This is a genomic window from Idiomarina sp. X4, from assembly GCF_002808045.1.
Classification (GTDB): domain Bacteria; phylum Pseudomonadota; class Gammaproteobacteria; order Enterobacterales; family Alteromonadaceae; genus Idiomarina.
In genome coordinates, this window is the sequence record NZ_CP025000.1 from 164,723 (window position 1) to 190,965 (window position 26,243).

Annotated in this window: 26 protein-coding genes; 22 read left to right on the forward strand and 4 right to left on the reverse strand. The window is 46.7% G+C overall.

What is annotated here, in order from left to right; translation table 11 throughout:
- Window positions 1-38 precede the first annotated feature (38 nt).
- On the reverse strand, window positions 39-1,178 hold the full coding sequence (locus CWC33_RS00930; RefSeq protein WP_100690419.1) for an FAD-dependent monooxygenase: 1,140 nt from the start codon (window positions 1,176-1,178) through the stop codon (window positions 39-41).
- A gap of 117 nt (window positions 1,179-1,295) precedes the next feature.
- Between CWC33_RS00930 and CWC33_RS00935 the strand changes: the two genes are divergently transcribed.
- The 22 genes from CWC33_RS00935 to CWC33_RS01040 all read left to right on the forward strand — a co-directional run bounded on the left by CWC33_RS00935 (window position 1,296) and on the right by CWC33_RS01040 (window position 21,933).
- Entirely contained in the window at window positions 1,296-2,165 is an 870-nt protein-coding gene (locus CWC33_RS00935; RefSeq protein WP_100690420.1) for a DMT family transporter, read from the forward strand.
- A gap of 80 nt (window positions 2,166-2,245) precedes the next feature.
- Complete coding sequence (gene miaB / locus CWC33_RS00940; RefSeq protein ID WP_100690421.1) at window positions 2,246-3,685, forward strand: tRNA (N6-isopentenyl adenosine(37)-C2)-methylthiotransferase MiaB; 1,440 nt, start codon at window positions 2,246-2,248, stop codon at window positions 3,683-3,685.
- A gap of 11 nt (window positions 3,686-3,696) precedes the next feature.
- Complete coding sequence (locus CWC33_RS00945) at window positions 3,697-4,689, forward strand: PhoH family protein (RefSeq protein WP_088768489.1); 993 nt, start codon at window positions 3,697-3,699, stop codon at window positions 4,687-4,689.
- A complete protein-coding gene (gene ybeY, locus CWC33_RS00950) occupies window positions 4,686-5,171 on the forward strand; it encodes an rRNA maturation RNase YbeY (protein ID WP_100690422.1) in 486 nt (161 codons plus the stop codon). The genes CWC33_RS00945 and ybeY overlap by 4 nt, the downstream gene beginning before the upstream one ends.
- Entirely contained in the window at window positions 5,171-6,052 is an 882-nt protein-coding gene (gene corC, locus CWC33_RS00955; RefSeq protein WP_100690423.1) for a CNNM family magnesium/cobalt transport protein CorC, read from the forward strand. Before ybeY ends, corC begins: the two co-directional genes overlap by 1 nt.
- Window positions 6,052-7,563 (forward strand): apolipoprotein N-acyltransferase, encoded by a 1,512-nt coding sequence (lnt, locus tag CWC33_RS00960; protein WP_100690424.1) that lies wholly within the window; start codon window positions 6,052-6,054, stop codon window positions 7,561-7,563. The genes corC and lnt overlap by 1 nt, the downstream gene beginning before the upstream one ends.
- Before the next feature lie 102 nt (window positions 7,564-7,665).
- On the forward strand, window positions 7,666-7,863 hold the full coding sequence (locus CWC33_RS00965) for a hypothetical protein (RefSeq protein ID WP_088768493.1): 198 nt from the start codon (window positions 7,666-7,668) through the stop codon (window positions 7,861-7,863).
- A gap of 35 nt (window positions 7,864-7,898) precedes the next feature.
- The gene (leuS, locus tag CWC33_RS00970; RefSeq protein WP_100690425.1) at window positions 7,899-10,475 is read left to right on the forward strand and encodes a leucine--tRNA ligase; all 2,577 of its coding nucleotides are present in this window, start codon (window positions 7,899-7,901) and stop codon (window positions 10,473-10,475) included.
- A 5-nt stretch (window positions 10,476-10,480) separates the two neighbouring features.
- Entirely contained in the window at window positions 10,481-10,963 is a 483-nt protein-coding gene (locus CWC33_RS00975) for an LPS-assembly lipoprotein LptE (protein ID WP_100690426.1), read from the forward strand.
- 11 nt (window positions 10,964-10,974) lie between these two features.
- Window positions 10,975-12,054, forward strand: a complete 1,080-nt coding sequence (gene holA, locus CWC33_RS00980; RefSeq protein WP_100690427.1) for a DNA polymerase III subunit delta — start codon at window positions 10,975-10,977, stop codon at window positions 12,052-12,054.
- Window positions 12,051-12,680, forward strand: coding sequence for a nicotinate-nucleotide adenylyltransferase (gene nadD / locus CWC33_RS00985; RefSeq protein ID WP_100690428.1), 630 nt, complete (start codon window positions 12,051-12,053; stop codon window positions 12,678-12,680). The genes holA and nadD overlap by 4 nt, the downstream gene beginning before the upstream one ends.
- A 75-nt stretch (window positions 12,681-12,755) precedes the next feature.
- Window positions 12,756-13,076 (forward strand): ribosome silencing factor, encoded by a 321-nt coding sequence (gene rsfS / locus CWC33_RS00990; RefSeq protein ID WP_088768498.1) that lies wholly within the window; start codon window positions 12,756-12,758, stop codon window positions 13,074-13,076.
- The gene (gene rlmH, locus CWC33_RS00995) at window positions 13,077-13,547 is read left to right on the forward strand and encodes a 23S rRNA (pseudouridine(1915)-N(3))-methyltransferase RlmH (RefSeq protein ID WP_100690429.1); all 471 of its coding nucleotides are present in this window, start codon (window positions 13,077-13,079) and stop codon (window positions 13,545-13,547) included.
- A gap of 11 nt (window positions 13,548-13,558) precedes the next feature.
- Complete coding sequence (gene mrdA / locus CWC33_RS01000; RefSeq protein ID WP_100690430.1) at window positions 13,559-15,454, forward strand: penicillin-binding protein 2; 1,896 nt, start codon at window positions 13,559-13,561, stop codon at window positions 15,452-15,454.
- Window positions 15,441-16,556 carry a rod shape-determining protein RodA gene (rodA, locus tag CWC33_RS01005; RefSeq protein ID WP_100690431.1) on the forward strand — a complete coding sequence of 372 codons (1,116 nt, stop codon included), beginning with the start codon at window positions 15,441-15,443 and terminating at the stop codon, window positions 16,554-16,556. Before mrdA ends, rodA begins: the two co-directional genes overlap by 14 nt.
- Before the next feature lie 15 nt (window positions 16,557-16,571).
- The gene (gene mltB, locus CWC33_RS01010; protein ID WP_100690432.1) at window positions 16,572-17,537 is read left to right on the forward strand and encodes a lytic murein transglycosylase B; all 966 of its coding nucleotides are present in this window, start codon (window positions 16,572-16,574) and stop codon (window positions 17,535-17,537) included.
- A complete protein-coding gene (locus CWC33_RS01015; protein ID WP_100690433.1) occupies window positions 17,524-18,345 on the forward strand; it encodes a septal ring lytic transglycosylase RlpA family protein in 822 nt (273 codons plus the stop codon). The genes mltB and CWC33_RS01015 overlap by 14 nt, the downstream gene beginning before the upstream one ends.
- Before the next feature lie 68 nt (window positions 18,346-18,413).
- Window positions 18,414-19,574, forward strand: a complete 1,161-nt coding sequence (locus CWC33_RS01020) for a D-alanyl-D-alanine carboxypeptidase family protein (RefSeq protein WP_100690434.1) — start codon at window positions 18,414-18,416, stop codon at window positions 19,572-19,574.
- Window positions 19,575-19,585: 11 nt separating this feature from the next.
- Window positions 19,586-19,852, forward strand: coding sequence for a DUF493 family protein YbeD (gene ybeD, locus CWC33_RS01025; RefSeq protein WP_100690435.1), 267 nt, complete (start codon window positions 19,586-19,588; stop codon window positions 19,850-19,852).
- Between the two features lie 44 nt (window positions 19,853-19,896).
- Window positions 19,897-20,562, forward strand: a complete 666-nt coding sequence (lipB, locus tag CWC33_RS01030) for a lipoyl(octanoyl) transferase LipB (RefSeq protein WP_100690436.1) — start codon at window positions 19,897-19,899, stop codon at window positions 20,560-20,562.
- The gene (gene lipA / locus CWC33_RS01035) at window positions 20,546-21,514 is read left to right on the forward strand and encodes a lipoyl synthase (protein WP_100690437.1); all 969 of its coding nucleotides are present in this window, start codon (window positions 20,546-20,548) and stop codon (window positions 21,512-21,514) included. Before lipB ends, lipA begins: the two co-directional genes overlap by 17 nt.
- Before the next feature lie 26 nt (window positions 21,515-21,540).
- Complete coding sequence (locus tag CWC33_RS01040; RefSeq protein WP_100690438.1) at window positions 21,541-21,933, forward strand: MAPEG family protein; 393 nt, start codon at window positions 21,541-21,543, stop codon at window positions 21,931-21,933.
- Here the strand turns inward: CWC33_RS01040 and CWC33_RS01045 are convergent.
- The 3 genes from CWC33_RS01045 to pnp all read right to left on the reverse strand — a co-directional run bounded on the left by CWC33_RS01045 (window position 21,912) and on the right by pnp (window position 26,182).
- A complete protein-coding gene (locus CWC33_RS01045) occupies window positions 21,912-23,042 on the reverse strand; it encodes a peptidase (RefSeq protein ID WP_100690439.1) in 1,131 nt (376 codons plus the stop codon). The genes CWC33_RS01040 and CWC33_RS01045 overlap by 22 nt on opposite strands.
- The gene (gene nlpI, locus CWC33_RS01050; protein WP_100692240.1) at window positions 23,039-23,926 is read right to left on the reverse strand and encodes a lipoprotein NlpI; all 888 of its coding nucleotides are present in this window, start codon (window positions 23,924-23,926) and stop codon (window positions 23,039-23,041) included. The genes CWC33_RS01045 and nlpI overlap by 4 nt, the downstream gene beginning before the upstream one ends.
- 105 nt (window positions 23,927-24,031) lie before the next feature.
- Entirely contained in the window at window positions 24,032-26,182 is a 2,151-nt protein-coding gene (pnp, locus tag CWC33_RS01055) for a polyribonucleotide nucleotidyltransferase (protein ID WP_100690440.1), read from the reverse strand.
- Window positions 26,183-26,243: the final 61 nt, after the last annotated feature.

Here is a 26,243-nt window from a genome sequence, read left to right on the forward strand (position 1 = left end):
TAGGGTGGTTTTTTTGTGCCTGTTTCCCCCTAGTTATTCTATTCCCTAATAGCCTGCTTTATTAAGAAATGCTTCAGTATCGGAGCTCTGGCGGCATTCAAAGAGACGTCAGCCAATAGACGAGCTATCGGATTACTGCTGCGCCAGCTTATTTGAAGTGCATCCATTAAACGCATCATTTTAGCGTTTTCAAATTTTCGTTGTTTTTCGTATGCGTTAAGCGCCTGAGTCACTGGCTTGTTAGATAATTCGTTGAGCAAGCACTGAATATCGGCGAACCCCAGGTTAACGCCCTGCCCCGCCATAGGATGAATACTATGAGCAGAGTCTCCGAGTAACGCAACGCAGCCGTATGAACAATAGTTTAATGCGTGCTTACGCTGCAACGGAAAGCTCGCGGCTTTTATCAACTGAAATGCTCCTACATGTGGCTCAAACACCTGTGCCAAATGGGTTTGCAGTGCGGTTTTATCATGCTGAAGCGAACGAATATCGGCTCTTTTATCATAGTCAATAAGGCAGGCTTGATTGTCAGACAGTGGCAGTAATGCGTAAGGTCCCTGTGGTCTGAAAACCTCCCAAGTCTCGGAAGCGACAGGCTGTTCAAGCTTAACATTAGCCAGCAAACAACGTTGATCGTAATCCCAGCCACGGTAAGCAGTGTGGATCAACTGAGCTATAAACGAATTCGCACCGTCACATCCCAGCAAGACATCGAAGCTACTCCGCTCGCCGTTAGTGAGCTCGACGGTTCTGTCATGAGGATTCAAGGAATTAATACGCTTCTCTGTCACGAGTTCGACACTTTCGTAGTCTCGCAAACACTGCCAAAGCGCTGCCTGCAAAGCGTTATTTTCTACCATCACTCCCAGTGACGCCTGGTCGACTTCATTGGCATCAAATGTCAGGCTTTTTCCTGACTGAGTAGTTACCGTTAACCGCTGATAGTCTCTTACTTTGCTGTGAGCGATGACCTCATGAACCCCCAATGAGCGTAACCACTGCCAGTTGGCTAAGTTTACGGACGAAATTCTGAGATCCCAATCATCGGTTTGACCCTCGAGCTTTGGTGGATGACTTTCAAATAATTTGACGTAAACCCCGGCTTTAGCAAGTGCCAGCGCCGACGCAGCACCGACCATTCCACCGCCATTTATGACAACCGTTAAATCTCGCATAGAACCTGAATTGTCTGTAAGTATAAGTTCTCTATAAATAACACATTTCCGGTCTCATTTCCGTTATCATAGTCATATTCATCAGTGTAAATGCCACATTTTTTTAAGAGCACCTCAATGGCAACGACAGACACCTCACAAAAAGCCGTTATTCTCGCCTCATTTTTAATTTTAAGCGCAGAGGCGAGCTTTGCCGGTGTCAGTGCTTTGGTAAAATTCATCAGCCAGGACCAGCCTTTTGAACAACTGGTGTTTTTTAGAAACCTAACCGCATTTTTAGTATTGCTGCCCTGGCTATGGCGAAAAGGACCTGGGTCGCTCAAAACAACCCGTCTAGGTTTGCATCTCATTCGCGCAGCTGCCGGCATTACCGCCATGTACTTGTTTTTCTTTGCCATAGCCAGTATCCCGCTGGCTCAGGCAACACTGGTGCTGCTTTTATCGCCCTTTTTAATACCAATTATTGGCTGGCTATGGTTAAAAGACTACGTCGCCCGCCAAACCTGGTTCGCTATTGCCCTTGGTTTTGTCGGCGTATTTATTTTCCTCGACCCTATGAACAGTGAACTCTCTCCGGTTATTGCCGTTGCGTTTTTGGCGGCTGCCTTGGCCGCTTTTACCAAAACAGTGATACGGCGTATGTCGAGCACCGAGTCTACCAGTAAAATTGTTTTCTACTTCAGTACGTTAGCAACTATTGCCTCTGGTGTGCCATTGCTTTGGTTATGGGAACCCATTCCCAGTCATCATTGGCTTGGCGTTTTCGCACTTGGCCTACTTGCCGTTTACGGTCAACTAGCGATGACAAAAGCGTTTTCTATAGCGCCCCCCGCAAAAGTCGGTGTTTTCACTTACAGTTCGGTTATTTTTGCCGCCTTGCTGGGCTTTTGGTTATTTGATGAAGCGCTTGCATGGCATATGCTCTGGGGCGCACTCATTATATTTGTGGCGGGCTATTTTGCGATACGCTCACGTCGTAAGAGCTAACAAATTCGTGTTTGGCAATTTGCCCCAATAAACGATAAAATATCCGGTCTTAATTTGAACCTATCAACCATCGAGTAGTCATGAGCAAGAAGTTATATATCAAAACATGGGGTTGTCAGATGAACGAGTACGATTCAGCGAAAATGGCTGATCTACTTAAATCGACACACGGGTACGACGTTGCAGAAGATGCTGAAGACGCTGATCTGATCCTGTTGAACACCTGCTCCATTCGCGAAAAGGCTCAGGAAAAGGTTTTCCACCAGTTAGGTCGCTGGAAAAATCTGAAGCAGAAAAAACCTGACTTGCTCATTGGCGTTGGCGGCTGTGTGGCCTCTCAGGAAGGCGACGAAATTCGCTCTCGCGCCCCCTTTGTCGATATTATATTTGGACCGCAGACGTTGCACCGCCTACCAGAGATGGTCAACCAAGTCAGCGAAACCCATGCGCCAATGGTTGATGTGTCGTTCCCTGAAATTGAAAAGTTTGACCGTTTGCCAGAGCCTAAGGCTGACGGTGCCAGTGCTTTCGTTTCGATTATGGAAGGCTGCAGTAAGTACTGTTCTTTCTGCGTTGTCCCTTACACGCGCGGCGAAGAAGTCAGCCGCCCTGTTGACGATGTCATCTATGAAATTGCTCAGCTGGCAGATCAAGGCGTACGCGAAGTGAATTTGCTCGGTCAAAACGTAAATGCCTACTTAGGTGAACACTTTGATGGCACTCAGTGTCGCTTTGCCGAATTACTTCACCTGGTTGCTGCCATTGATGGCATTGACCGTATTCGTTATACCACATCGCACCCAGTCGAGTTTACCGACGATATTATCGAAGCCTACACAACGATTCCAGAGTTGGTGAGTCATCTGCACTTACCGGTACAGAGCGGCTCTGATCGCGTACTGACAATGATGAAGCGCGGTCATACAGCGCTTGAATACAAGTCAAAAATGCGTGCTTTAAAGAAAGCACGTCCGGACATTGCTCTGTCATCTGACTTCATTATCGGCTTCCCGGGGGAGTCCGATGCTGATTTTCAAGCAACTATGGATTTGATCCAAAGCGTTGATTTTGACATGAGTTTCAGCTTTATTTATAGCGCACGTCCGGGAACTCCGGCCGCCGACTTGCCTGATGACGTTTCAGAGGAAACCAAAAAGCAACGCTTACAAATTTTACAGCAACGCTTAAACCAGCAATCTATGGCGCATGCACGACGTATGCTGGATACTGAGCAAAGAATATTAGTGACAGGACCTTCGAAAAAGAACCCAATGGAACTGTCTGGAAGAACAGAAAATAACCGGGTTGTAAATTTTGTCGGACAACCCCATATGATAGGTCAGTTCGTTGATGTTCGTATTACAGAAGTGTTACCGAACAGTCTTCGCGGCGACCTTATCCGTGAAGAGAAAGACATGGGGCTACGTGTCGACACCGCCCCAGAAACGATTTTACAAAGAGGCAAAGTCAACGAACCTGACGAGTTGGGTGTTGTAAAAATGCCTCCACAAGCGAGTTAAAGAGGAATCGATTGAGTCCACAAACGCAAACGCTAGATTTTGAATTGGAGCCGACGGATTCTCGTCGGCTTTCTAACCTCTGCGGGCCTTTAGACGAGAATCTGCAGCATATTGAGCGCCGCCTTGGTGTTGAGATAACCCACCGCGGTCATCAGTTTCGTTTAATAGGCAACGCTAAAACGGTTTCGGCTGTGCAAAAGTTGCTGCTTGATTTATATGTCGATACGGCACCAATGAAAGGTCGTGACGGTCAAATTGAGCCAGAGCAGGTACATTTAGCCATTCAACAGGCCAAAGTCCTTGAACAGGACCGCGACAAAGGCGATCCAGCCGCAGAAAAAATGACACACATTAAGACCAAACGCGGTCTTATTAAGCCACGCAACCATAATCAGGCTGAGTACGTTCGGGCTATTTTGGCTCACGACGTGAATTTCGGCATTGGTCCTGCAGGTACGGGTAAAACCTACTTAGCCGTCGCTTGTGCCGTTGACGCATTAGAGCGCCAGGAAGTCCGCCGTATTTTACTGACCCGTCCGGCTGTGGAAGCAGGCGAAAAACTGGGTTTTTTACCCGGTGATTTGGCTCAAAAGGTCGATCCTTACTTAAGGCCTCTTTATGATGCGCTATTCGAGATGCTTGGCTTTGAAAAGGTCGAGAAGCTTATTGAAAGAAACGTCATTGAAGTTGCCCCACTGGCTTATATGCGTGGTCGTACTTTGAACGATGCCTTTATCATCCTGGATGAAAGTCAAAACACAACCTGTGAACAAATGAAAATGTTCCTGACACGTATCGGCTTTAACTCGCGTGCGGTCATTACCGGCGATATTACACAGGTCGACTTACCACGCGGCCAACGCTCGGGCTTACGTCACGCCATTGAGGTTTTAAATAAAGTATCAGATGTCAGCTTTACCTTTTTCCAGGCAGGAGATGTTGTCAGGCACCCAGTGGTTCAACGTATTGTCCAAGCATACGATGAGTTCGATAAGCGCTCATGAGTAAGATCACGCTTGATTACCAAACTGCCGAGGGTATTAAAGACGCACCGGAAGAAAGCACCATTGCTCTTGCGGCCAACGCTGTTATTAAGCACCTTGGTATCGATAAGCCTGTGGAGCTAACGGTTCGAATTGTAAAAGATAACGAAGCCGCTGAACTCAACCACCAGTTCAGAAGCAAAAATTACCCAACAAACGTGCTGTCTTTTCCTTTTGAAAGTCCCGTTGAATTACCCATCCAGTTATTGGGTGATTTAGTCATCTGTCAAAGCGTCGTTGAGCGCGAAGCAAAAGAGCAAAATAAGTCCGTTATCGCCCACTGGACGCACATGGTGATACACGGTACTCTGCACCTTTTGGGTTACGACCATATACAAGAAGAAGATGCCGTCGAAATGGAGTCGATAGAAAAGCGAATTATGGCTTCTCTTGATTATCCAGACCCATATGAAACAACAAGCAACACGGAGCATACACTTTAATGAGCGACGACAACCCCCACTCAGCCAACGGCTCGGCGGGTAAATCTTGGGCAGCCAAGTTATTACAAATATTCACCGGTGAGCCGAAAAGCAGAGAAGAACTCGTCGATTTAATTCAGGACGCTGAAGAGCGTGATCTGATTGATAACGATACCAAAGAAATGATTGAAGGCGTGCTCGATGTCGCGGAGCTTAAGGTTCGCGATATCATGATTCCGCGCTCGCAAATGGTCACTATTGATGTACACCAAAGCGTCGAAGAGTTTTTACCCATCGTTATCGACTCTCAACACAGTCGCTATCCGGTAGTGACGGATAATAAAGATCAGGTTGAGGGTATTCTACTCGCGAAAGACTTGCTCAGTTATGGCTTTAACTCAAACGAAGAGGACTTTTCGTTAGAAAAGGTCATGCGCCCGGCTGTCATTGTTCCTGAAAGCAAGCGGGTAGACGTGTTGCTGAAAGACTTCCGCTCTAATCGTTATCACATGGCTATTGTGGTTGACGAGTATGGCGGCGTTTCGGGCCTCGTGACGATTGAAGACATTCTCGAAGAAATTGTTGGTGAGATTGAGGATGAAACCGATATTAATGAGAACGATGACAAGCAAAACATTCGTCGTTTAAGTCCGACCCGTTATTCAGTGAAAGCACTAACCACTATCGAAGACTTTAACGACTACTTTAAGTCTGAGTTCAGTGATGAAGAACACGACACTGTTGGTGGTTTAGTCGCTCATGGGTTTGGTCACCTCCCACAAGCCGGAGAAGAAATTACGCTGGGTAACTTCACTTTCCGCATCACCAACGCCGATAAGCGAAGGATTCAACAGCTTCAGGTCAGCATTCAGGAAGTCGATACGTCGGAGAGTACTGAATAATGACAAAACGCTGGGGGAGTAGATTAAGCTCTCTGCTATTATTATTGTCAGGAGCATCGCTCACACTGGCATACTCCCCTTTCAACTGGCACTGGTTGCCGTTTGTTGTCTTACCCGTTGTTCTAAAAATCATTTGGCCAATGGCTCCGAAACGAGCCTTTTATGCGGGTCTAACCTTTGGGCTGGGTTGGTTTGCAACAGGCCTTAGCTGGATTTACGTCAGTATCGACCAGTACGGTGGCTTGCCCGTCTACGCCACTATATTAATCCTGTTGCTGCTGTTTCTTTATCTGTCCTTATTCCCGGCAATGGCCTTTGGATTGTGGCAGAAACTCGCACACAGAAAACCTCAGTGGCGCTTTTCATTACCGCTCATCTGGCTAGGTTTTGAGCTTCTTCGCGGTTGGCTATTTACTGGCTTCCCGTGGTTAAGCCTTGGCTATACACAAACTGACGGCATTTATGCCAATTTAGCGCCACTTATCGGTGAATCAGGTATTACGGTCGCCCTTTGGATGACTGCACTGTGCATTTTTATGGCGATTAAGCACCACCGCCCACTACTATTCATTGTGCCGCTTATTTTAATGACGGTGTCGTCAGTTAGTCACAAATTACAGCCAACCTGGAGAAGCACGGAGTCAACCAGCATCCTGCTAGTACAGGGAAACATTCAGCAGTCACTAAAATGGCAAGCGGAACAGCAGTGGCCTAATATTTTACGATACCTCGACTTAACCCGACCTAAATTCAATCACGACATTGTGATTTGGCCAGAGTCAGCAGTCACCGCGCTAGAGCCGTATGCTCAAGACGTTTTAACGACCATGGAACAATCGGCATCGGTGAACGGCTCGGCTCTGATTACCGGTATCATCGATTACGATAGACTCAATGACGCCTTTTATAACAGTGTGATTGTGCTTGATGATGACACCTATGAATACAGCGGCAAGAATCGTTATCAGAAACACCATTTATTGCCTATTGGGGAGTTCGTCCCTTTTGAGGACATTCTCCGCCCAATAGCCCCGCTATTTAATTTGCCGATGTCTTCTTTTAGCCGCGGCCACTACCAACAGCCTAATTTAGAAGCGAATAACAGAAAGCTCTCGATGGCCATTTGCTACGAAATTGCGTTTCCGCAGCAAGTTCGGGACAACACCTTTGAAGATACTGACTTTCTGGTGACCATAAGCAACGATACTTGGTTTGGCGACTCTCACGGGCCTTGGCAGCACATGCAAATTTCCCGAATGCGGGCTCTCGAATTACAGCGTCCTCTTTTACGGGCAACGAATAACGGCGTCACAGCGATAGTGGATGAGTTCGGACAATTTATTGATAAGGCTCCGCAGTTTAAGGCGACCACCGTCTCCGCAGAGCTGTATCCGGTAAACGGCAATACCTGGTTTAAACAGTTCGGTCTTTGGGGCGCGTTGATACTTGCACTTCTCGGTGTAGTGCCTGCCAGCTTAACGAAAGCCCGCAATAAGCGAACTCAGGCGTAGTCATAACGCGTTAAAATCAGTACACTATTAAGCTATATATTCAGTGTGTCAGCAGAGCTTTTATCTGCCGTTATTATTTATACTTTCTACAGGAATATCATTATGGAAAATATCTTCGATGCTATTTTGTTTGCCGTTCTGGTTGCCGCTGGCGGTTTAGGTCTAAGCAGCTGGTTGATGCTATTAGGTATCGATAAATCAGCCCCTGCAGAAGTGAAGCAGCGTTCTGTGTTTGAGTATGGCTTTTTTGGCTTAGCTGGCATCGTTGTCATGCTGGTCATGTGGTACGCCATTAGTTAATTCACTTTATTGCACCAACGGAAGTAAGCAGGACTATGCAAGAACAATATAACCCCAGCAAAATTGAAGCTGCCATGCAAAAACGCTGGCAGGAACAAGACGTTTTTACCGCTAAAGAAGAGCCTGGCAAAGACAAATTCTATTGCCTATCAATGTTCCCTTACCCTAGCGGTAAGTTACATATGGGGCACGTTCGCAACTATACGTTAGGCGATGTTATCAGTCGTCATCAACGCATGTTGGGTAAAAATGTTTTACAGCCAATGGGCTGGGATGCGTTCGGTTTGCCTGCTGAAAACGCCGCAATACAGAATAAGACTGCGCCGGCGAAATGGACCTATCAAAATATCGACTACATGCGCGACCAGTTAAAAAGTTTAGGTTTTGGTTACGACTGGAATCGCGAGGTTGCGACCTGCTCTCCTGACTATTACCGCTGGGAACAATGGTTTTTCACTAAGCTTTATGAAAAGGGTCTGGTTTATAAAAAGAACGCAACAGTTAACTGGGACCCGGTCGACCAAACCGTTTTAGCCAACGAACAAGTAATAGACGGTAAAGGATGGCGCTCGGGTGCAACCGTAGAACAAAAGGAAATTCCGCAGTGGTTTATAAAAATCACTGACTATGCAGAAGAGCTTCTGGACGACCTTGACCAACTTGACGGCTGGCCGGAACAGGTTAAAGCTATGCAGCGTAACTGGATTGGCCGTTCTGAAGGGGTTGAAGTCGACTTTTCGGTCAATGGCTATGATCAGCCCCTAAAAGTCTACACCACGCGCCCTGACACTATTTATGGCGTGACTTATATGGGCGTTGCGGCTGGTCATCCTCTGGCTAAAGAGGCGGCAAAAAATAATACTGCTCTAGCCGAATTCATCGAAGACTGCAAAAACAACAAGGTTGCAGAAGCCGATATCGCCACCATGGAAAAGCTGGGTATGGATACCGGCTTCAAGGCCGTTCACCCAATGACCGGTGAAGAAATTCCAGTATGGGTCGCCAACTTTGTGCTAATGGACTACGGCTCAGGCGCAGTTATGGCCGTACCGGCGCACGACCAGCGCGACTGGGAGTTTGCCACCAAATACAAACTTCCTATTCAACCCGTTATTGAGCCACTTTCAGGCGACAGTGACATTACTCAGGCGGCTATTACGGAAAAAGGAACCGTTATCAATTCAGACCGTTTCAACGGTTTAAGCTCTGCAGACGCGTTTGATGCTATCGCCAAAGAATTAAGCGAAAAAGGCATCGGTGAGAAGAAAGTCAACTACCGTTTACGTGACTGGGGCGTCTCACGTCAGCGTTATTGGGGCACACCCATTCCGATGCTGAACCTCGAAAATGGCGAGTCCGTGCCGGTTCCAGAGGAACAACTGCCCGTTAAATTGCCGGAAGACGTCGTCATGGATGGCGTTAACTCACCGATCAAGTCCGATCCTCAATGGCGTAAAACGGAATACAATGGCATGGCGGCTGAGCACGAAACAGATACATTTGACACCTTTATGGAATCGTCATGGTATTACGCTCGCTACTGCAGTGCTCAAACCCACGACGCAATGTTAGATCCTGAGAAAGCGAATTACTGGCTTCCTGTCGACCAGTACATCGGTGGCATTGAGCACGCGATACTGCACTTGCTGTATGCACGTTTCTTTAACAAACTGCTTCGTGATACGGGCTTAGTAGAGTCTGACGAACCATTCAAGCGATTACTATGCCAAGGCATGGTGTTAGCAGACAGCTATTACCGCGACACCGAAAAAGGCGGCAAAGAATGGTTCTCGCCATTAGATGTCGATATTCAACGTGACGATAAAGGCGCCATCTCCGGCGCTACTTTAAAAGCCGACGGCAAACCGGTAGAAGTTGGCGGCATGAGTAAAATGTCAAAGTCGAAAAATAACGGTATTGACCCGCAAACCATGGTCGAACGTTACGGTGCCGACACCGTTCGCCTGTTTATGATGTTTGCTGCGCCACCAGAAATGACGCTTGAGTGGTCTGACTCCGGAGTAGAAGGTGCTCAGCGTTTTCTGCGTCGTTTATGGAAACTGACTTTCGACTTCATTAATGCCGGAGGCTACGCATCTGGTGAAACACTGAATTCGCAGCAAAAGACTCTGCGCCGTGAGTTGCACAAAGCGATAGCTAAAGTCACTGACGACATGGGCAGACGTCAGCACTTTAATACGGCTATTGCCGCAATAATGGAGTTACTCAACCACCTCCAGAAAGCGCCAATGGAGACGAACGCTGATCGCCAGGTGTTGGGTGAAGCGATTGATGCAATGGTTCGAATGTTAGCGCCAATTACCCCTCATGTGTGTGAGCAGTTATGGATGGAGCTTGGCCACAAAGAACCATTGTCATTCGCGAAGTGGCCAAACGTTGACGAAAGCGCTCTAGTAGAAGACGAGAAGCTGATTGTTGTTCAAATCAACGGTAAAGTTCGGGCTAAGTTGACCGTGTCTGCTGATGCGTCAGCTGAGCAAGTTGAACAGCAGGCCTTTGACGACGAATCGGTACAAAAACACGTTGAAGGAAAAGAGATTCGTAAGAAAATCTACGTTCCCGGAAAAATCCTCAACATTGTTGTTGGGTAATATCGATGAGAACAGTCACACAAATACTCTTTAGTTTTTCGTTGATAGCCATACTCTCCGGGTGTGGCTTTCAACTTCGTGGCGACTATCAGTTACCCGAAAGTCTGGAATCAATTCGATTACAGTCAAATGTGTCAAAAGAGCTGGCTTCTCAAATGGAGCAACGACTGGTTCACTCAGGTATTAACGTTTCAAAAAACAGCAGTTACCAATTAGCGCTACTTTCTGACAAGCTAGAGAGACGCACCCTGTCACTTTTTGAGAGTGGTCAGGTTGCCGAATACGAGCTGTTGTATCAGGTCAGCTACCAATTGTTGAAAGACAATCAAGTCATCGTTGAGAGAACAGCAGAAGTAGCCAGAGACTATCAGGATGATCCAAACTTTGCACTGGCAAAAACGCGTGAGCGAGAAATGCTGGTGAATGAAATGCGCGCTGAAGCATCACGAATTATCCTTCAGCAGATAGTTTCTGAACTCTCTCAATAACGGAGCGTTAAGTGCAGACATTGTTCCCAGAACAATTAAGTCAATACATTGAGCGTTCAGGCGTTCCCCCTGTGTTATTGCTGTTTGGCGATGACCTGTTATTGCGTATGGATGCCATAGACGTTATACGGCAACATTTCGGCCACGACGCAGAAAAATATCATTGGATACAGTCAAAGGACTTTGAATGGAAGCAACTGAGTGAACTCGAACAATCAATGAGCTTATTCGGGAGCGACACACTTATTGAACTCGAGCTTCCGGAAAACAAACCCGGAAAAGAAGGTTCAAACGCTTTACACAGTTACGCAAATCAACTGCCTGAAAACCATACACTGGTTATCATTGGAAGCTACTTAAAAAAGGAGCATCAGAATAGCCGTTGGTTTAAGTCGCTAGTTGAACATGGTCCTCTTATTCGAACCCAAAGTCCCGATAAGGCTCGTTTGCCAGTGTTTATTCACAAGCGGGCCCAAAAGTACCAACTGACGCTAGCCGAAGGCGTACCTGAATTACTGTCTGACTGGTTTGAAGGCAACTTGTTAGCGCTTGATCAAGAGCTGCGTAAATGGCAATTACTCAGTGATTCCGGCGTTATTACGAACGAGTTCCTAACCGATGCGAGCAGTGACTCAAGCCGCTTTAATGTTTTCGCTCTTCAAGAAAGTATTCAGGCTGGTAACTATAAAGACGCTCTGCACAAACTGACTCGTTTACTCGATGAGGAAAACGATTATCATCGCTTTGTCTGGATCTTACAACGGGAAGTTCAATTGCTGACAACGCTGAAAAGTCATGCTGGCAACACAGACGTTTCAGCTCTTTTCCGTCGTAATATGATTTGGTCAAATCAACAGCAAGGTTATATTAAACGAGCTGAGTCTTTATCGGTAGAAGCACTGCACCAATTGCACTACCTCATTGAGCGTTTAGAAATGGCATTAAAACAGGACAGTGGTGAGTCGCCATTAGTACTTACTGTTCACTTGCTTGGACTGCTGTGTCAGAAGGAAAGCAGCTTAACGGCTGCTCATAGTTTGCAGCCGTTCTCTCACCCGTTCCAGCTTGAAAATACTTTTATCTCATTATGATCAGAGCAGTCTTTGGCGGTACTTTTGACCCGATCCATCATGGTCATTTAGAGACATCCAACGCACTAATGAAAGAGCTCGGAATTGACCGCCTTGCGTTCATGCCAAGCGCCACTCCTCCACATCGTGCACAACCGGAAGCTTCAGCTAAACAGCGTCTTGACATGGTCAGGCTTGCCTGCAAGGACTATCCGGGATTTGAAGCTGAAGACTGGGAGCTAAAGCAAACGCGCCTTTCTTACACAGCATCTACACTCGCTGAGCTTTCTGAGCATTATCTAGGCGACACACTCATTTTTGTGATGGGTATGGACTCGCTAATGAGCTTAAATCAGTGGTATCAGTGGCAAGACATTATAAAACATGCGCATATCGTCGTTATGCCAAGAAGTGGTGTTCCTTTTGAGCCGCAGGACAGTGAACTGAAACGTTTCATCGAACAACACCGAGTTTATCAGCCTGGTACCCTCACAGAGGCTCCTGACGGTAAGCTTTATATAGCACAAACGCCACTTATTGATATTTCAGCAACAGAGCTTCGAAGTCAACTACACGAGCGGCCCGCTTCACCTCCCATCCCAACCGCGGTTTACGAGTATATTAAAGCAAACAAACTGTATTTGTAGCTGAACAGCCCTGCGATATTCTGTTAAACTTATTGGTTGAAGCAAAACCTTTTAAAATCGAATGGAGACCCTCCTTTGCAGGCAGAAGAATTACGCGATTTTGTCATCGACAAAATTGAAGATATAAAAGCCCGTGACATTCAAGTTTTAGATGTTCACGATAAAACAGACGTTGCTGACTTTATGGTCATTTGTTCGGGCAGTTCAAAAACGCATGTTAAAAGTATTGCCGAGTACTTGGCAACTGAAGCGAAACACGCAGGCTTTCCACCTATCGGTATTGAAGGCGGCGAGCAGTCAGAGTGGGTTTTAGTCGACCTCGGTGATGTGGTTTTGCATGTTATGCAAGAAGCTATCCGCGACTTTTATCAGCTAGAAAAGCTCTGGGGTCAGTAAGTGCAAATCCAGTTACTTGCGGTTGGCACTAAGATGCCAACCTGGGTAAAAGAAGGCTTTGAGCAATACCAAAAGCGTTTCCCTAACGACTGCAAATTTGTATTGACCGAGATTGCGGCCCACAAGCGTACAAAGAAAGCCGATGTGAACCGAATCATGCAGGAAGAAGGCAAGGCGCTTATTCAAGCTATCCCCAAAGGTAACAAAGTCATTACACTGGAAGTGAACGGTAAAGCCTGGGATACGCCGAAGCTGGCTCAACAACTTGCAGCCTGGCAAATGGACGGGCGCGATGTTACGTTGCTGGTTGGTGGCCCTGAGGGGTTATCGAATGACTGTCTCGCGCTTGCGGAGCAACGTTGGTCGTTATCAAAGCTGACGCTGCCGCACCCAATGGTTCGATTAATTGTTGCAGAAAGCCTTTACCGAGCATGGAGTTTGAATAATAATCACCCTTATCACAGAGAATAATAACGATAATAATGCGTCAGCGCACAACCATACGTGATCACGAAGCCGAATCAGCTATTTTTGCCCGCCGTGCGATGGTCGCTATCGTTATTGTTGTGGCAGTATTCGTACTGCTGGCGTCCAATATGTTCCACTTACAAGTGAGTGAACATAACGAACTGCAAACCCGTTCGAACGACAACCGAATTAAGCTTGTTCCTTTAGCCCCTAACCGAGGACTGATTTACGATCGTAACGGCGTTTTGTTAGCTGAAAACAAGCCTATTTACAGTATTGATGTTACCCCGGAAGAAGTGCCTGACTTAGACGCCACCCTGACATCCCTCCAAAATTTGCTAGGGTTCCCCGATGAGACTCTTGAGCAATTTGAACAAAACTTAAAAAGCCAACGACGCTTTAACAATGTGCCATTACTCGACAATGTGAATGAAAAAGAACTTGCTACATTCGCAGCGCATCAACATAAATTCCCCGGGGTAAGCCTGGAAGCCCGCCTTATCCGCAGTTATCCCTATGCGGATTTACTAACCCACGCTGTCGGCTACGTTGCCAAAATTAACCAACAGGACGTCAATCGCCTTAAAGAACAAGGCGAACTTGCTAATTACGCAGCCAGTCGCACCATCGGTAAACTAGGCATTGAAAAGTATTACGAAAAGCAGCTTCACGGCACTGTCGGTTATCAAAGTGTTGAAGTAAATAACAGGGGGCGTGCCGTTCGCACGCTAAGCATTGAAGCGCCTGAACCTGGAGTAGACGTGATTCTCGAGCTTGATATTGAACTCCAGAAAAAGGCCGTTGAGCTGCTTGGGGAAAGCCGGGGATCAATTATTCTTATGAATAACGATACCGGTGCTATTCTTGCTATGGCAAGTACCCCAAGCTATAACCCGAACTGGTTTGTGAACGGTATCTCAGTCAAGCAGTATCGTTCATTATTGAACTCTAAAGACAGCCCACTGCTCAACCGGGCAACTCAAGGCGCTTACCCGCCCGCTTCAACCGTTAAGCCGCAGATTGCACTCCTCGGTCTTGAAGACGGCACCATTACTAAAGACACCCGCATATGGGACCCTGGCTGGTTCGAAATTAAAGGCGTAGACAGACGTTACCGAGATTGGCTTGCCTGGGGTCATGGCTGGGTCGATGTAACCAGCGCAATTACTGAAAGCTGTGACACGTTTTACTACGACATGTCGCTTAAACTAGGTATCGATAAAATATCTGACTTTATGACAAAGTTTGGGTTTGGTGAAATCACAGGCATTGATATCCATGAAGAAGTACCTGCACTCATGCCATCCCGCGGCTGGAAAAGGGCTAGATTTGGTCAGCCCTGGTACGCCGGTGAAACGTTATCGGTAGGTATCGGACAAAGTTACTGGACAGCGACGCCGATTCAACTGACCGTCGCAACTTCTATTGTCGCAAACGAGGGAAAACATGTTATCCCTCGGCTACTTCGCGGCACTTTAGATGGGGGGCAAGTGTCAGAAGCATTAATTACTCACAACCGTCCCGTAGAAGTTAAAAAACCGGCACACTGGGACGTTATTAAAGACGCACTGAAGAAAGTGAACATGAGTGACACCGGCACGGCACGTTCAGCATTTAGAGACGCCGAATACAGTTCAGCCGGTAAAACAGGTACGGCGCAAGTTCGGAGCCTGGGCGAGGACGAAGAGTACAACGCTGAAGAAATTGCAGAGCGCTACCGCGACAACGCTATGTACGTAGGCTACGCACCGGCAACTGACCCTAAAGTCACTATCGTCGTTGCTATTGAGAATTCACTCGGTGGTGGTGGCAGCGTGGCGGCACCTGTTGCTCGTAAAATGCTTGATGCATGGCATTCGCGTTACATGATAAAGGACAACCAGCAGGTGAAAGATAATGCTGACAACTGAAGAACGACAGCGGAACCCTCTACTTAAAAAAATTCATATTGACGGACCTTTAGTTTTGGCTCTTGTTACGCTTTCGGTTGTCAGTTTGTTCGTGATTTTTAGCGCCTCAGGCCAAGATATAGCGATGATGCAGCGTCAGTCAGTCCGGATTTTGGCATCCTTCGTAGTACTGTTCGTTCTCGCGCAAGTTCCACCGCGGGCATTAAGTCGACTTGCCGTTCCGTTATTTCTGTTGGCAGTGCTGCTGCTAGTGGCCGTTCTTGCTTTTGGCGAAATGGGCAAAGGCGCACAACGTTGGCTCGATATTGGTCCCATAACGATACAGCCATCTGAAATAATGAAGCTTGCTATGCCGCTCATGTTGGCTTGGTACATGGACAGACGACAAATTCCTCCCACATTAACTCATCTTTTTGGTGGCCTGCTTCTTGTATTGATACCCACGTTACTAATAGCTAAGCAGCCCGATTTAGGAACCTCATTAATTGTTGCCAGTGCCGGGTTGTTCGTTATTTTTCTGGCTGGTCTCAGTTGGCGACTGGTTATGACTGCCGCTGTAGCGGCCGCCGCCTTTGCGCCCGTACTTTGGTTTTATCTCATGCACGACTATCAACGAGAACGTGTACTGACCTTTTTAAACCCAGAGAGAGATCCGCTTGGCAGCGGCTACCACATTATTCAGTCACAGATAGCCATAGGTTCGGGTGGTATTGATGGCAAAGGCTGGTTGCAGGGAACTCAGTCACAACTTGAATTTCTGCCTGAACGACACACCGATTTTATCTTCTCGGTATTTAGCGAGGAGTTTGGTCTTACCGGTGTTGTGCTGCTTCTGGCTCTATACGGTTTTGTGATTTTGCGCGGTCTTATCCTTGCAATGCGAGCTCAGGACATTTTCAGCAAGTTGCTCGCCGGCTCTATAACGCTGACCTTCTTTGTGTATGTTTTTGTAAATATTGGTATGGTTTCAGGACTCTTACCTGTTGTTGGGGTACCATTACCCTTAATAAGTTACGGTGGCACCTCAATGGTGACGCTTATGGCGGGTTTTGGCATATTAATGTCGATAGCGACTCACCACAGGCTCATTATAAACAATTAAAACAAGAGGCTGGTTATGCGTTTATTAGCAGGCATTACACTATCTATTTTCAGTTTTGGTCTGGCGGCACAGGATAATGTACCAAGTGTTGATGAGTTTATTGAGCAGCAAGTTCAACAACATAACCTTGACAGAGAACAACTGAATAAGTGGTTAAGCAAGGCCAAGGTTAACAACGAAGTACTTGAAGCGATACAGCGTCCTTGGGAAGCCAAGCCCTGGTATCAGTACTACCCAATCTTTTTAACGGAGAAACGCCTAAAAGCCGGTTTAGAGTTTTGGGAAGAGCACAAAGCCACACTCAAAAAAGCCGAGCAAGAGTACGGTGTTCCCGCCCAGATCATTGTCGCGATTATTGGAGTAGAAACCTTTTATGGTAACTATATGGGAAAATATTCCATATTGGATTCACTTTATACTTTAGGTTTCCATTACCCTCCCCGCGCCAAATTTTTTCGTTCTGAGCTTTCAGAGTTCTTTCAGTTAGCTTCTGAAGAAGGCTGGGATATTAACTCAGCGAAAGGCTCTTATGCAGGCGCAATGGGGTACGGGCAGTTCATTTCATCCAGTTATCGTCATTATGCCGTCGATTTTGACGGTGACGGCGAGCGCAACCTGCTAACCAACCCTGTCGATGCTATTGGCAGTGTCGCCAATTACTTCGCAAAGCATAACTGGCAAGCAGGACAGCCTATAGCACAACCGCTAAACCATAGTGAGAACTGGTCAAAAGTGCTTAGCGACGGCATGAAACCCAATACCACGCGCAAGGCACTGAAAAAACAAGGATTTGATTTACCCAATAACGAAACCGTGACACCGGACACCAAGGTTCGGGTCTTTGAATTTGAAACTGAAAATGCCGCAGAATACTGGTTGGGCTACAATAACTTTTACGTGATTACGCGCTATAACCATAGTCCACTCTACGCCATGGCGGTTTACCAATTCAGTGAGCAATTGAAAAATGCGCGCCGCTAATCTGCTTTATTGCTCGTTAATCACTGTTCTGGTTGTTGGTTGCAGTTCTCAGCCCTCCGGGAGGTACAGCCAACATCACGACAGCGCGCCGACTCGCTTGCCCACTCAGGCAGAGTTACGAAATGCGGTTCCGGTTCCCGAGCCGCATAGTCCTCAGGGCAACCGCGACTATGAAGTTTTTGGCAAGCAATATCAGGTTATGGAGCAAGCCAAAGGCTATGTCGAAGAGGGTTATGCCTCATGGTACGGCAATAAATTTCATGGCCATCTTACCTCGAATGGCGAGTACTATGACATGTACAGTATGACCGCCGCTCATACTCGCCTGCCCTTACCCACTTATGTAAAAGTCACGAACCTAAGCAATGAGCGAAGCGTTATCGTAAGAGTCAATGACCGTGGACCGTTTCATCCCGAACGCATCATTGATCTTTCTTTTGCGGCTGCTTATAAGCTTGATATGCTGGATTCTGGAACCGCTCATGTTCGAGTCGAAGCTATAAACCTGAAAACGCCGTTAGCCAGTGCCGGTGAGCAACCGGCAACGAGTTCTTACCATATTCAATTAGTGGCATCGTCCGATAAGCAACGTTTGTCGCAAATAAAAGACCAATTACCGACAACACTTAAAGAAATTGCAACTACCGAGCAAAATGGTGGTCTATACAAACTAGTATTAGGGCCTGTTCCGGAACACGAAAGTCACAGCCTACTCGAACAAGTAAGAGCCAGTGGTTATCCTAAAGCCTTTCGTGTAAAAGCAACGCAAAACACTACGGCTGCGCCTGACGGGACAGCGCAGAACTGATATAATCCGGCGCTAAATTAAAACTCGCGTTTTACATGTTGTTTCACCTGACTAAAAAGATAATTCCAATGAAAAAAATCTGTCGTTTTTTTGCCATCGTTGCCATTACCTTTAGTACTGCAAGCGTAGCAGCTGCTCAATCTCTGGTGCCTAGTGCACCATCAGTTAATGCAAAAGCTTATATCTTGATAGACCACACAACCGGTAAAGTGCTGGCTCAAGAAAATGCAGACGAAAGCTTACCACCTGCAAGTCTGACTAAAATGATGACAAGTTACATTATTGGAAAAGAAATTCTTGCCGGCCGAATTTCACCGACTGATCAAGTCACTATTAGTGAAAATGCCTGGGCTAAGAATTTCCCTGAGTCATCAAAGATGTTTATCGAAGTCGGCAAGCAAGTGTCTGTCGAAAAGCTGAACAAAGGTATTATCATCTCATCAGGTAACGACGCTTGTGTTGCCATGGCTGAACATATTGCCGGTAGTGAAGACGCCTTCGCTGACCTTATGAACAACTACGCTGAGCAACTTGGCATGTCAAACAGCCATTTTGCAAACAGCCATGGGCTGCCAGATCCAGACCAGTACGTATCGGCACGTGATATGGCAACTTTGGCCAGTGCATTGATTAATGAAACGCCAGAAGAGTACGAGCTATATGCGCAAAAATCGTTTACTTATAACAACATTAAGCAGTACAACCGCAACTCATTGCTTTGGGACAGAAGCTTAAATGTAGACGGCATTAAAACTGGGCATACAAATGAAGCCGGTTACAGCCTGGTTTCTTCTGCTGTAGAAGACGGCACTCGTCTCATTGCGGTCGTTATGGGAACGAACAGCGAACAAGCGCGAAAAGTAGAAAGTAAAAAGCTACTTAACTACGGTTTCCGTTACTACGAAACAGTAAAAGCCTATGAAGCCGGTGAAAGTTTTGTGGCGCACCGCATTTGGGGTGGCGACATCGACGAAGTAGCGTTAGGTATCAGCGAGGATGTTGTTGTCACTTTGCCTCGCGGTCAAAAGGACGATTTAAACGCAAATTTCGAATTAGACCAAAAGCTACAAGCACCACTAAGTAAGGGTCAAAAAGTAGGCACCGTATATTTACAGCTTAATGGCGAAGATGTTGCATCATTCCCGTTAGTTACCTTACAAGCTGTTGAGGAAGGCGGCTTTTTCAAGAAAATTATGGACTATATTAAGCAACAGTTTAGTGAAGAATAAAGGTTCAACTCATGCAAAAAACGCGCTTTGATAAATTGGTGGACTTCCCGACGCGCTTCACGTTTAAAGTGATGGGCGTCGCGACTGAGAGTTTACCTGATCAAGTAGTAGCCGTACTCCAGGAGCATGCTCCTGGGGATTATACACCGTCCGTTAAGCCCAGTAGCAAAGGAAACTATCATTCAGTGTCTGTATCCGTTCGAGTGGAAAGTCAGGAGCACATAGAAATATTGTACCGCTCGCTTTCCAATATTGATGACGTTCGTTACGTACTTTGATGTAACGACTAGCCGTAGAGCTTTACAAACGTTATAATTGCGGCATGAATGACACTCTTATCATACGCACACTTGGCAGGCAGCCATACGAACCTGTATGGCACGCCATGCAGGCGTTTACGGACCAACGTGACGAAACCACCGCTGATGAACTCTGGGTGGTTGAACACGATCCTGTCTTTACCCAAGGGCAAGCCGGTAAAGAAGAGCACCTCCTTGCCCCGGGAGACATTCCCGTAATACAAGTCGATCGCGGTGGTCAGGTCACGTACCACGGCCCTGGTCAGGTCGTTATATACTTTCTACTGGATATTCGACGTTTAAAATATGGCGTCAGACAACTGGTCAACCGCATCGAGCAAACCATTGTCGATATGCTTGCTGACTATAACATAGAGGCAGCAGCGAGACGCGATGCACCTGGCGTTTATGTCAGCGGTGACAAGGTGTGTTCATTAGGACTACGCATTCGTAAAGGCTGTTCATTCCATGGTCTCGCACTCAACGTTAATATGGATATGGAACCTTTTGCCCGCATAAACCCGTGTGGCTTAACCGGTATACAAATGGTCCAAACGAAAGATATGAATGGACCACAAAGTTTTGATGAAGCCGCAAATGCGGTTATCAAGCATTTCACAGATGCGCTGTCATACAGCAACATTCTTCAACAAACAGGACTCGCTCAAGATTATGTCAAAGCCAGTTAGAGTTGAACCTGGCGTCAAAATGCGCGACGCCGACAAAATGGCCCTCATACCCGTGCAGGTTATTCCAACCGAGCGCGACGAAATGCTGCGTAAACCATCATGGTTGAAAGTGAAGCTTCCCTCTTCAACCGAGCGAATTGACGAAATTAAGCAGGCAATGCGCAGTCACGGATTACATTCTGTTTGTGAGGAAGCGTCGTGCCCTAATCTCCCGGAATGCTTTAATCACGGCACGGCCAGCTTCATGATCCTAGGCGACATATGCACACGTCGATGCCCTTTCTGTGATGTTGCGCACGGCCGTCCATTACCTCCAGATTCCGAAGAGCCAGAAAAATTAGGTAAAACCATTCGCGACATGAAAGTGAAATACGTCGTTATCACTTCAGTTGACCGTGATGACTTACGCGATGGTGGAGCTCAACACTTCGCTGACTGCATTCGCGAAATTCGCCACCACTGTAATGGCCACATTCAGGTGGAAGTGTTGGTACCTGACTTTCGCGGTCGTATGCAGGTTGCCTTAGACATTTTAAAAGACGAAGCACCTGATGTGTTCAACCATAATCTAGAAACTGTGCCTCGCTTATATAAAGCAGCACGCCCGGGTGCGAATTACCAGTGGTCACTTGATTTACTGAAAAAGTATAAAGAAGCACGCCCTGACATTCGAACCAAATCAGGGCTCATGGTTGGTCTTGGAGAAACCAAAGAAGAAATTCTTGAAGTGATGCGAGACTTACGAGCGCACGATGTTGATATGCTGACGATTGGACAGTATCTTCAACCAAGCCGGCATCATCTTCCGGTAGCGCGTTACGTGCACCCTGACGAGTTTGAAGAACTGCGCATAGCTGGCGAAGAAATGGGCTTTTCACACATCGCCAGTGGCCCGTTGGTCCGCTCGTCTTACCATGCCGATCTGCAAGCGGCTGGTGAAACCGTTCGTTAAAACATTAAAAACAACAGGAGCGCTTTGTGAGCTTACTTATATGGTGTTTACTCATTGCCGGGCTGCTACCTATTTTAGCCAAGGCGCCTGTTATTTACTTCCAAAACCGCGACAATGGTTACGACAATAAGCATCCAAGAGCTCAGCAACAACGACTTATCGGTCGCGGTGCACGTGCTGTTGCTGGTCATTATAATGCGTATGAAGCTTTCCCTTTATACGCAGTTGCGTTGTTAGCGGCCATAGCAACAAACACTGTAACAGAGCGCATTGAGTTTCTGGCTATCGCCTTTATCGTATTACGAGTGCTCTACCACGTTGCTTATTTAGCGAACTATGACAAACTGCGTTCTTTACTGTGGTTTATGGCGACTTTCTGTCCGGTGATCATACTAGCTCAATTAGCCGTTTTGCTTTGAGCTTCTATTAGCTTCAGATACACCTTTGGCCAATATTCGGTTGCATGCTGTTCCATAGCGGTAGTTTCTTTAACTGGCTTCCAGGCTTGAAAGCCCTCTTCAGTATTACATGTATCCGCTTTAAATAGCCCCACTTTATGCTTGTTTGCATCAGAGCCCAACACCCAGTATTGACCCGTATGCTGAGCAATGTCTTTCCAGGAACTTAGGCTATTTTGCCAGGGAAGACGTTCATATAGGGCTTTGATATCGCTTTCCGAAACACCTTGTGCGTTCGCACCGGTTACTACGACATTAAGGCTTTTATGTCGATACAGCCCCTGGCAAAAGCTTTTCGCCAAAGTGTCTGACATGGGATACTCGTCAGCTAATCCTAACCAATGAGCAACCTCATGCTGAATGACAGCTGGCGAGCTATGCTCCGTTAATACTATTTGACGGCTGGAAGCACTGGCAATCCCGGAGTCAGCAAGAATTATCTGATAATCGGCTTGCTCACCCGATTTACAATCTGCACGGTCCCTTTCCCCCTTAAGCGTACATTCAAGCGCCACGTCGACCACCCAACGAGAACACCAATTAAGCTCAAATTCACTGCTGTTCAATGCGCTCAAAACTCTGAGGTACTCTGATTTTTGTGCGTGACTGTGACCAATGACAGCCAAAGTGGCATCACACTGTCGGCGACTTTCAAAAGCGTTCAGCAGGCTCCGTTGCTTATCAAGCCAAGTCGTTTGCTTCTGTTCCCAACGAGTCAACCAGCTCCTCAAAGAGAACCTTGCACTGTTAAGCTCGCGCTTTGCGACTGCATTTATCGCTGATGGTATTTCTGCTTTTGCGGCTAACGACAGCCATTCATCCGTCTGTTGAGGAAAGTGTGCCATTAACTGGTTAATGGATTTTACACTCCCCTTCTGAGCGGCCTTTCCCCACCAGTAATAAGCGTTTGTTTTTTTACCTTGCTGCCAATATGCATTGGCTAGTATATGTTGTGCGTGAGCGTTACCGCTGACCGCATTTCTATAGCGCTCTTGACTCTCACTAAGATACTGGTGATTGATATAACCAAACACCAAAAGCACAATAACGGCGAGCGAATTTTTTATCATCGACTGATAAGTGACTGTCGAATCCGATCTAACTCTACTGATGCGTACCGGTGCTCGACGAACTCATACACATTAGTTGAAAGTGCCAGCTTAAAGTAATTCATCGCATCAAGCGGCTTATTTTCAAGTTGCATGTACTTACCAAGGTAGAAATAAGCCTCGCACAGGCGCTCCGTCAGTTGCTCATCTTCACCAAGCTGTTGGGTCATCTTTTCGAGGAACTCATCAACATGCAGGTTACCGAGGAATAGCTGCGCTATCTGGTAACCCCAGTCAGATTTATTCAGCTTATTAATATTCTGGCGAAGCATACTTTTTGCGTCTTCGGCATTAATATCCACGCTAGTCAAATATAGCCAAATGACTCGGTATGGATCAGAAGGCTCTCGCTCCAGATGATACTCCAGATCCTCTTTCGATAACTCATAGCGCGAGTCATAATATTCCGCTATACCGCGATTTAAGTAAGCATAGTTATGTTTAGGCTCTAACTCTATCGCTGAGTCAAAGGCTTCATATGCGTAGTCAAACTCTTGTAACTGAGTGTACTGAATACCAAGAAAATTATAAGCATCGGCAAGCCGTGGGTTATATTCAAGAGCACGCGTAAAGTCCATTCTGGCCAGCGTACTAAGACCAACCGCATCATATAAAGCACCACGACGGTAATACAGTTCAGCACGTTGCTCGGGGGTTAAATCTTCCGTTAAAACTTGATCAAGTCGCGCCAATTCTATTTCATAACGAAACTCGGCTCGTTCTGGCTCAGCTAGAACGAGTTGACTTATCGCCGACGGCTGTTGCCCCACCAGCGAGGCGCAACCGGATAGAAACATCGAAACAATAGCTAAGCCAACAACGGCATGGACACGGACCAACTGCATAATAATACCTTTCATTTATCAATAGCCCACATTACAGCACATTCAGCGCCTTTCAGGCAAAAAAAAGCCCCGCTAAAATAGCGGGGCTTCTTAATCAGTTGAGAGTTACTCTTCTGTTGAGTTCTCTTCTGAAGTATTGCTCTCAGCACTTGCTGTGTTGTTAGCGTCTTCTTTTTTCTCAACCGCTTCTTTCATGCTCAGACGAACACGACCCTGACGGTCAATTTCCAGTACTTTAACCGGAACAACATCACCAACTTTCAGGTATTCGTTTACGTCGTTCACACGTTCTTCTGCAATTTGAGAAATATGCACAAGACCATCTTTACCCGGCAGCACAGTAACGAAGGCACCGAAGTCTACGATACGTGCGACTTTACCTTGATAAATTTTGCCAACTTCAACATTCGCCGTCAGCTGCTTGATTTTCTCAATAGCCGCATCGGCATCAGCTTGGTCACTCGCTGCTACTTTAATCGTGCCATCATCACCAATTTCGATGTTGGTATTAGTCGACTCAGTTAGCTCGCGAATAACAGCACCGCCTTTACCAATCACGTCTTTGATCTTGTCCTGATCAATCTTGATTGTGGTAAAGCGTGGGGCGTAAGCGGACAGCTCCTGACGATGTCCGCCAATCGCTTCGTCCATCACTTTCAGAATGTGTAAACGAGCTGATTTCGCCTGTGCCAGTGCACTTTCCATAATATCGCGAGTGATACCGTCGATTTTAATGTCCATTTGCAGCGCAGTAATACCGTCGTTGTTACCCGCTACTTTAAAGTCCATATCGCCCAAGTGATCTTCGTCACCCAGAATATCTGAAAGAACGACATGCTTGTCGCCTTCTTTTACCAGACCCATCGCGATACCTGCGACAGACGACTTGATGGGAACACCTGCGTCCATTAATGCTAGTGACGAGCCACACACTGATGCCATAGAGCTTGAACCATTTGATTCCGTAATTTCCGAAACCACACGAATGGTGTATGGGAATTCATCATGGCTCGGCATTACTGCCTGAATACCACGCTTCGCTAAACGACCATGACCAATTTCACGACGCTTAGGAGAGCCCATCATGCCAGTTTCACCCACACAGTATGGAGGGAAGTTGTAATGCAGCATGAAGCGGCTGGTATTTGTGCCTGTTAGCTCGTCAATCATTTGAGCGTCACGGTCTGTACCTAATGTTGCGGTAACCAAAGCCTGAGTTTCACCACGAGTAAACAATGAAGAGCCGTGAGTGCGAGGTAAAACACCGGTCGCTGCGCTAATAGCACGAACCATATCCGGGTCACGACCATCGATACGCTTTTCACCAGCAATGATACGGCTGCGAACAATTTCGCTTTCAAGATCGTGGAAAATCTCGCCAGCTTCTTCTAAGTCAACATTCTCGTCTTCAGCTGTCAGCTTATCAGTCATCTGCTGTTTAACTTCGTCAAGCTTACCTTTACGCTCGGCTTTGTCAGTAATGCGGTAAGCTTCTCCAATACCTTGCTCTGCTAACTCACGAACTTTTTGTTGCAGAGTTTCGTTTTTCTCTGGCGCTTTCCAGTCCCACTTTTCTTTACCTGCTTCTGCGGTAAATTCTTCAATGGCTTTGATAACGTCCTGCATGGCTTCATGGCCGTACATGACAGCGCCCAGCATTTGGTCTTCTGACAGCAGTTCAGCTTCAGACTCAACCATTAATACCGCATTTTCTGTACCTGCAACCACGAGATCCAGCTTAGACTGTTCCAGCTCATCCATGGTTGGGTTCAATACATATTCGTCGTTTACCACACCGACACGCGCAGCACCGATTGGGCCTGCGAATGGTACACCTGAAATTGACAGCGCCGCTGACGCACCTATTAGTGCAACGATATCAGGGTTAATTTGTGGATTAACTGAAACAACCGTAGCAACCACCTGAACTTCGTTCATGAAGCCTTCAGGGAATAAAGGACGGATTGGACGGTCAATAAGACGCGATGTCAGCGTCTCGTTTTCACTTGGACGGCCTTCACGTTTGAAGAAGCCTCCCGGAATTTTACCTGCTGCGTATGTTTTTTCTTGATAGTTAACTGTCAGCGGGAAAAAGTTTTGCCCTTCACGGACGTCTTTTTTTGCAACAACAGTTACCAGAACTGTTGTGTCATCCATACTGACCAATACGGAGCCAGTGGCCTGACGTGCAATAACGCCAGTTTCTAGAGTGACTGTATGCTGACCGTATTGAAATTGTTTCGTAATTGGATTCACGTTGTCTTTCCTTTACCTAATAAATATAGAACATCCGGATTGATGTTCGTCTTCTCTCTTT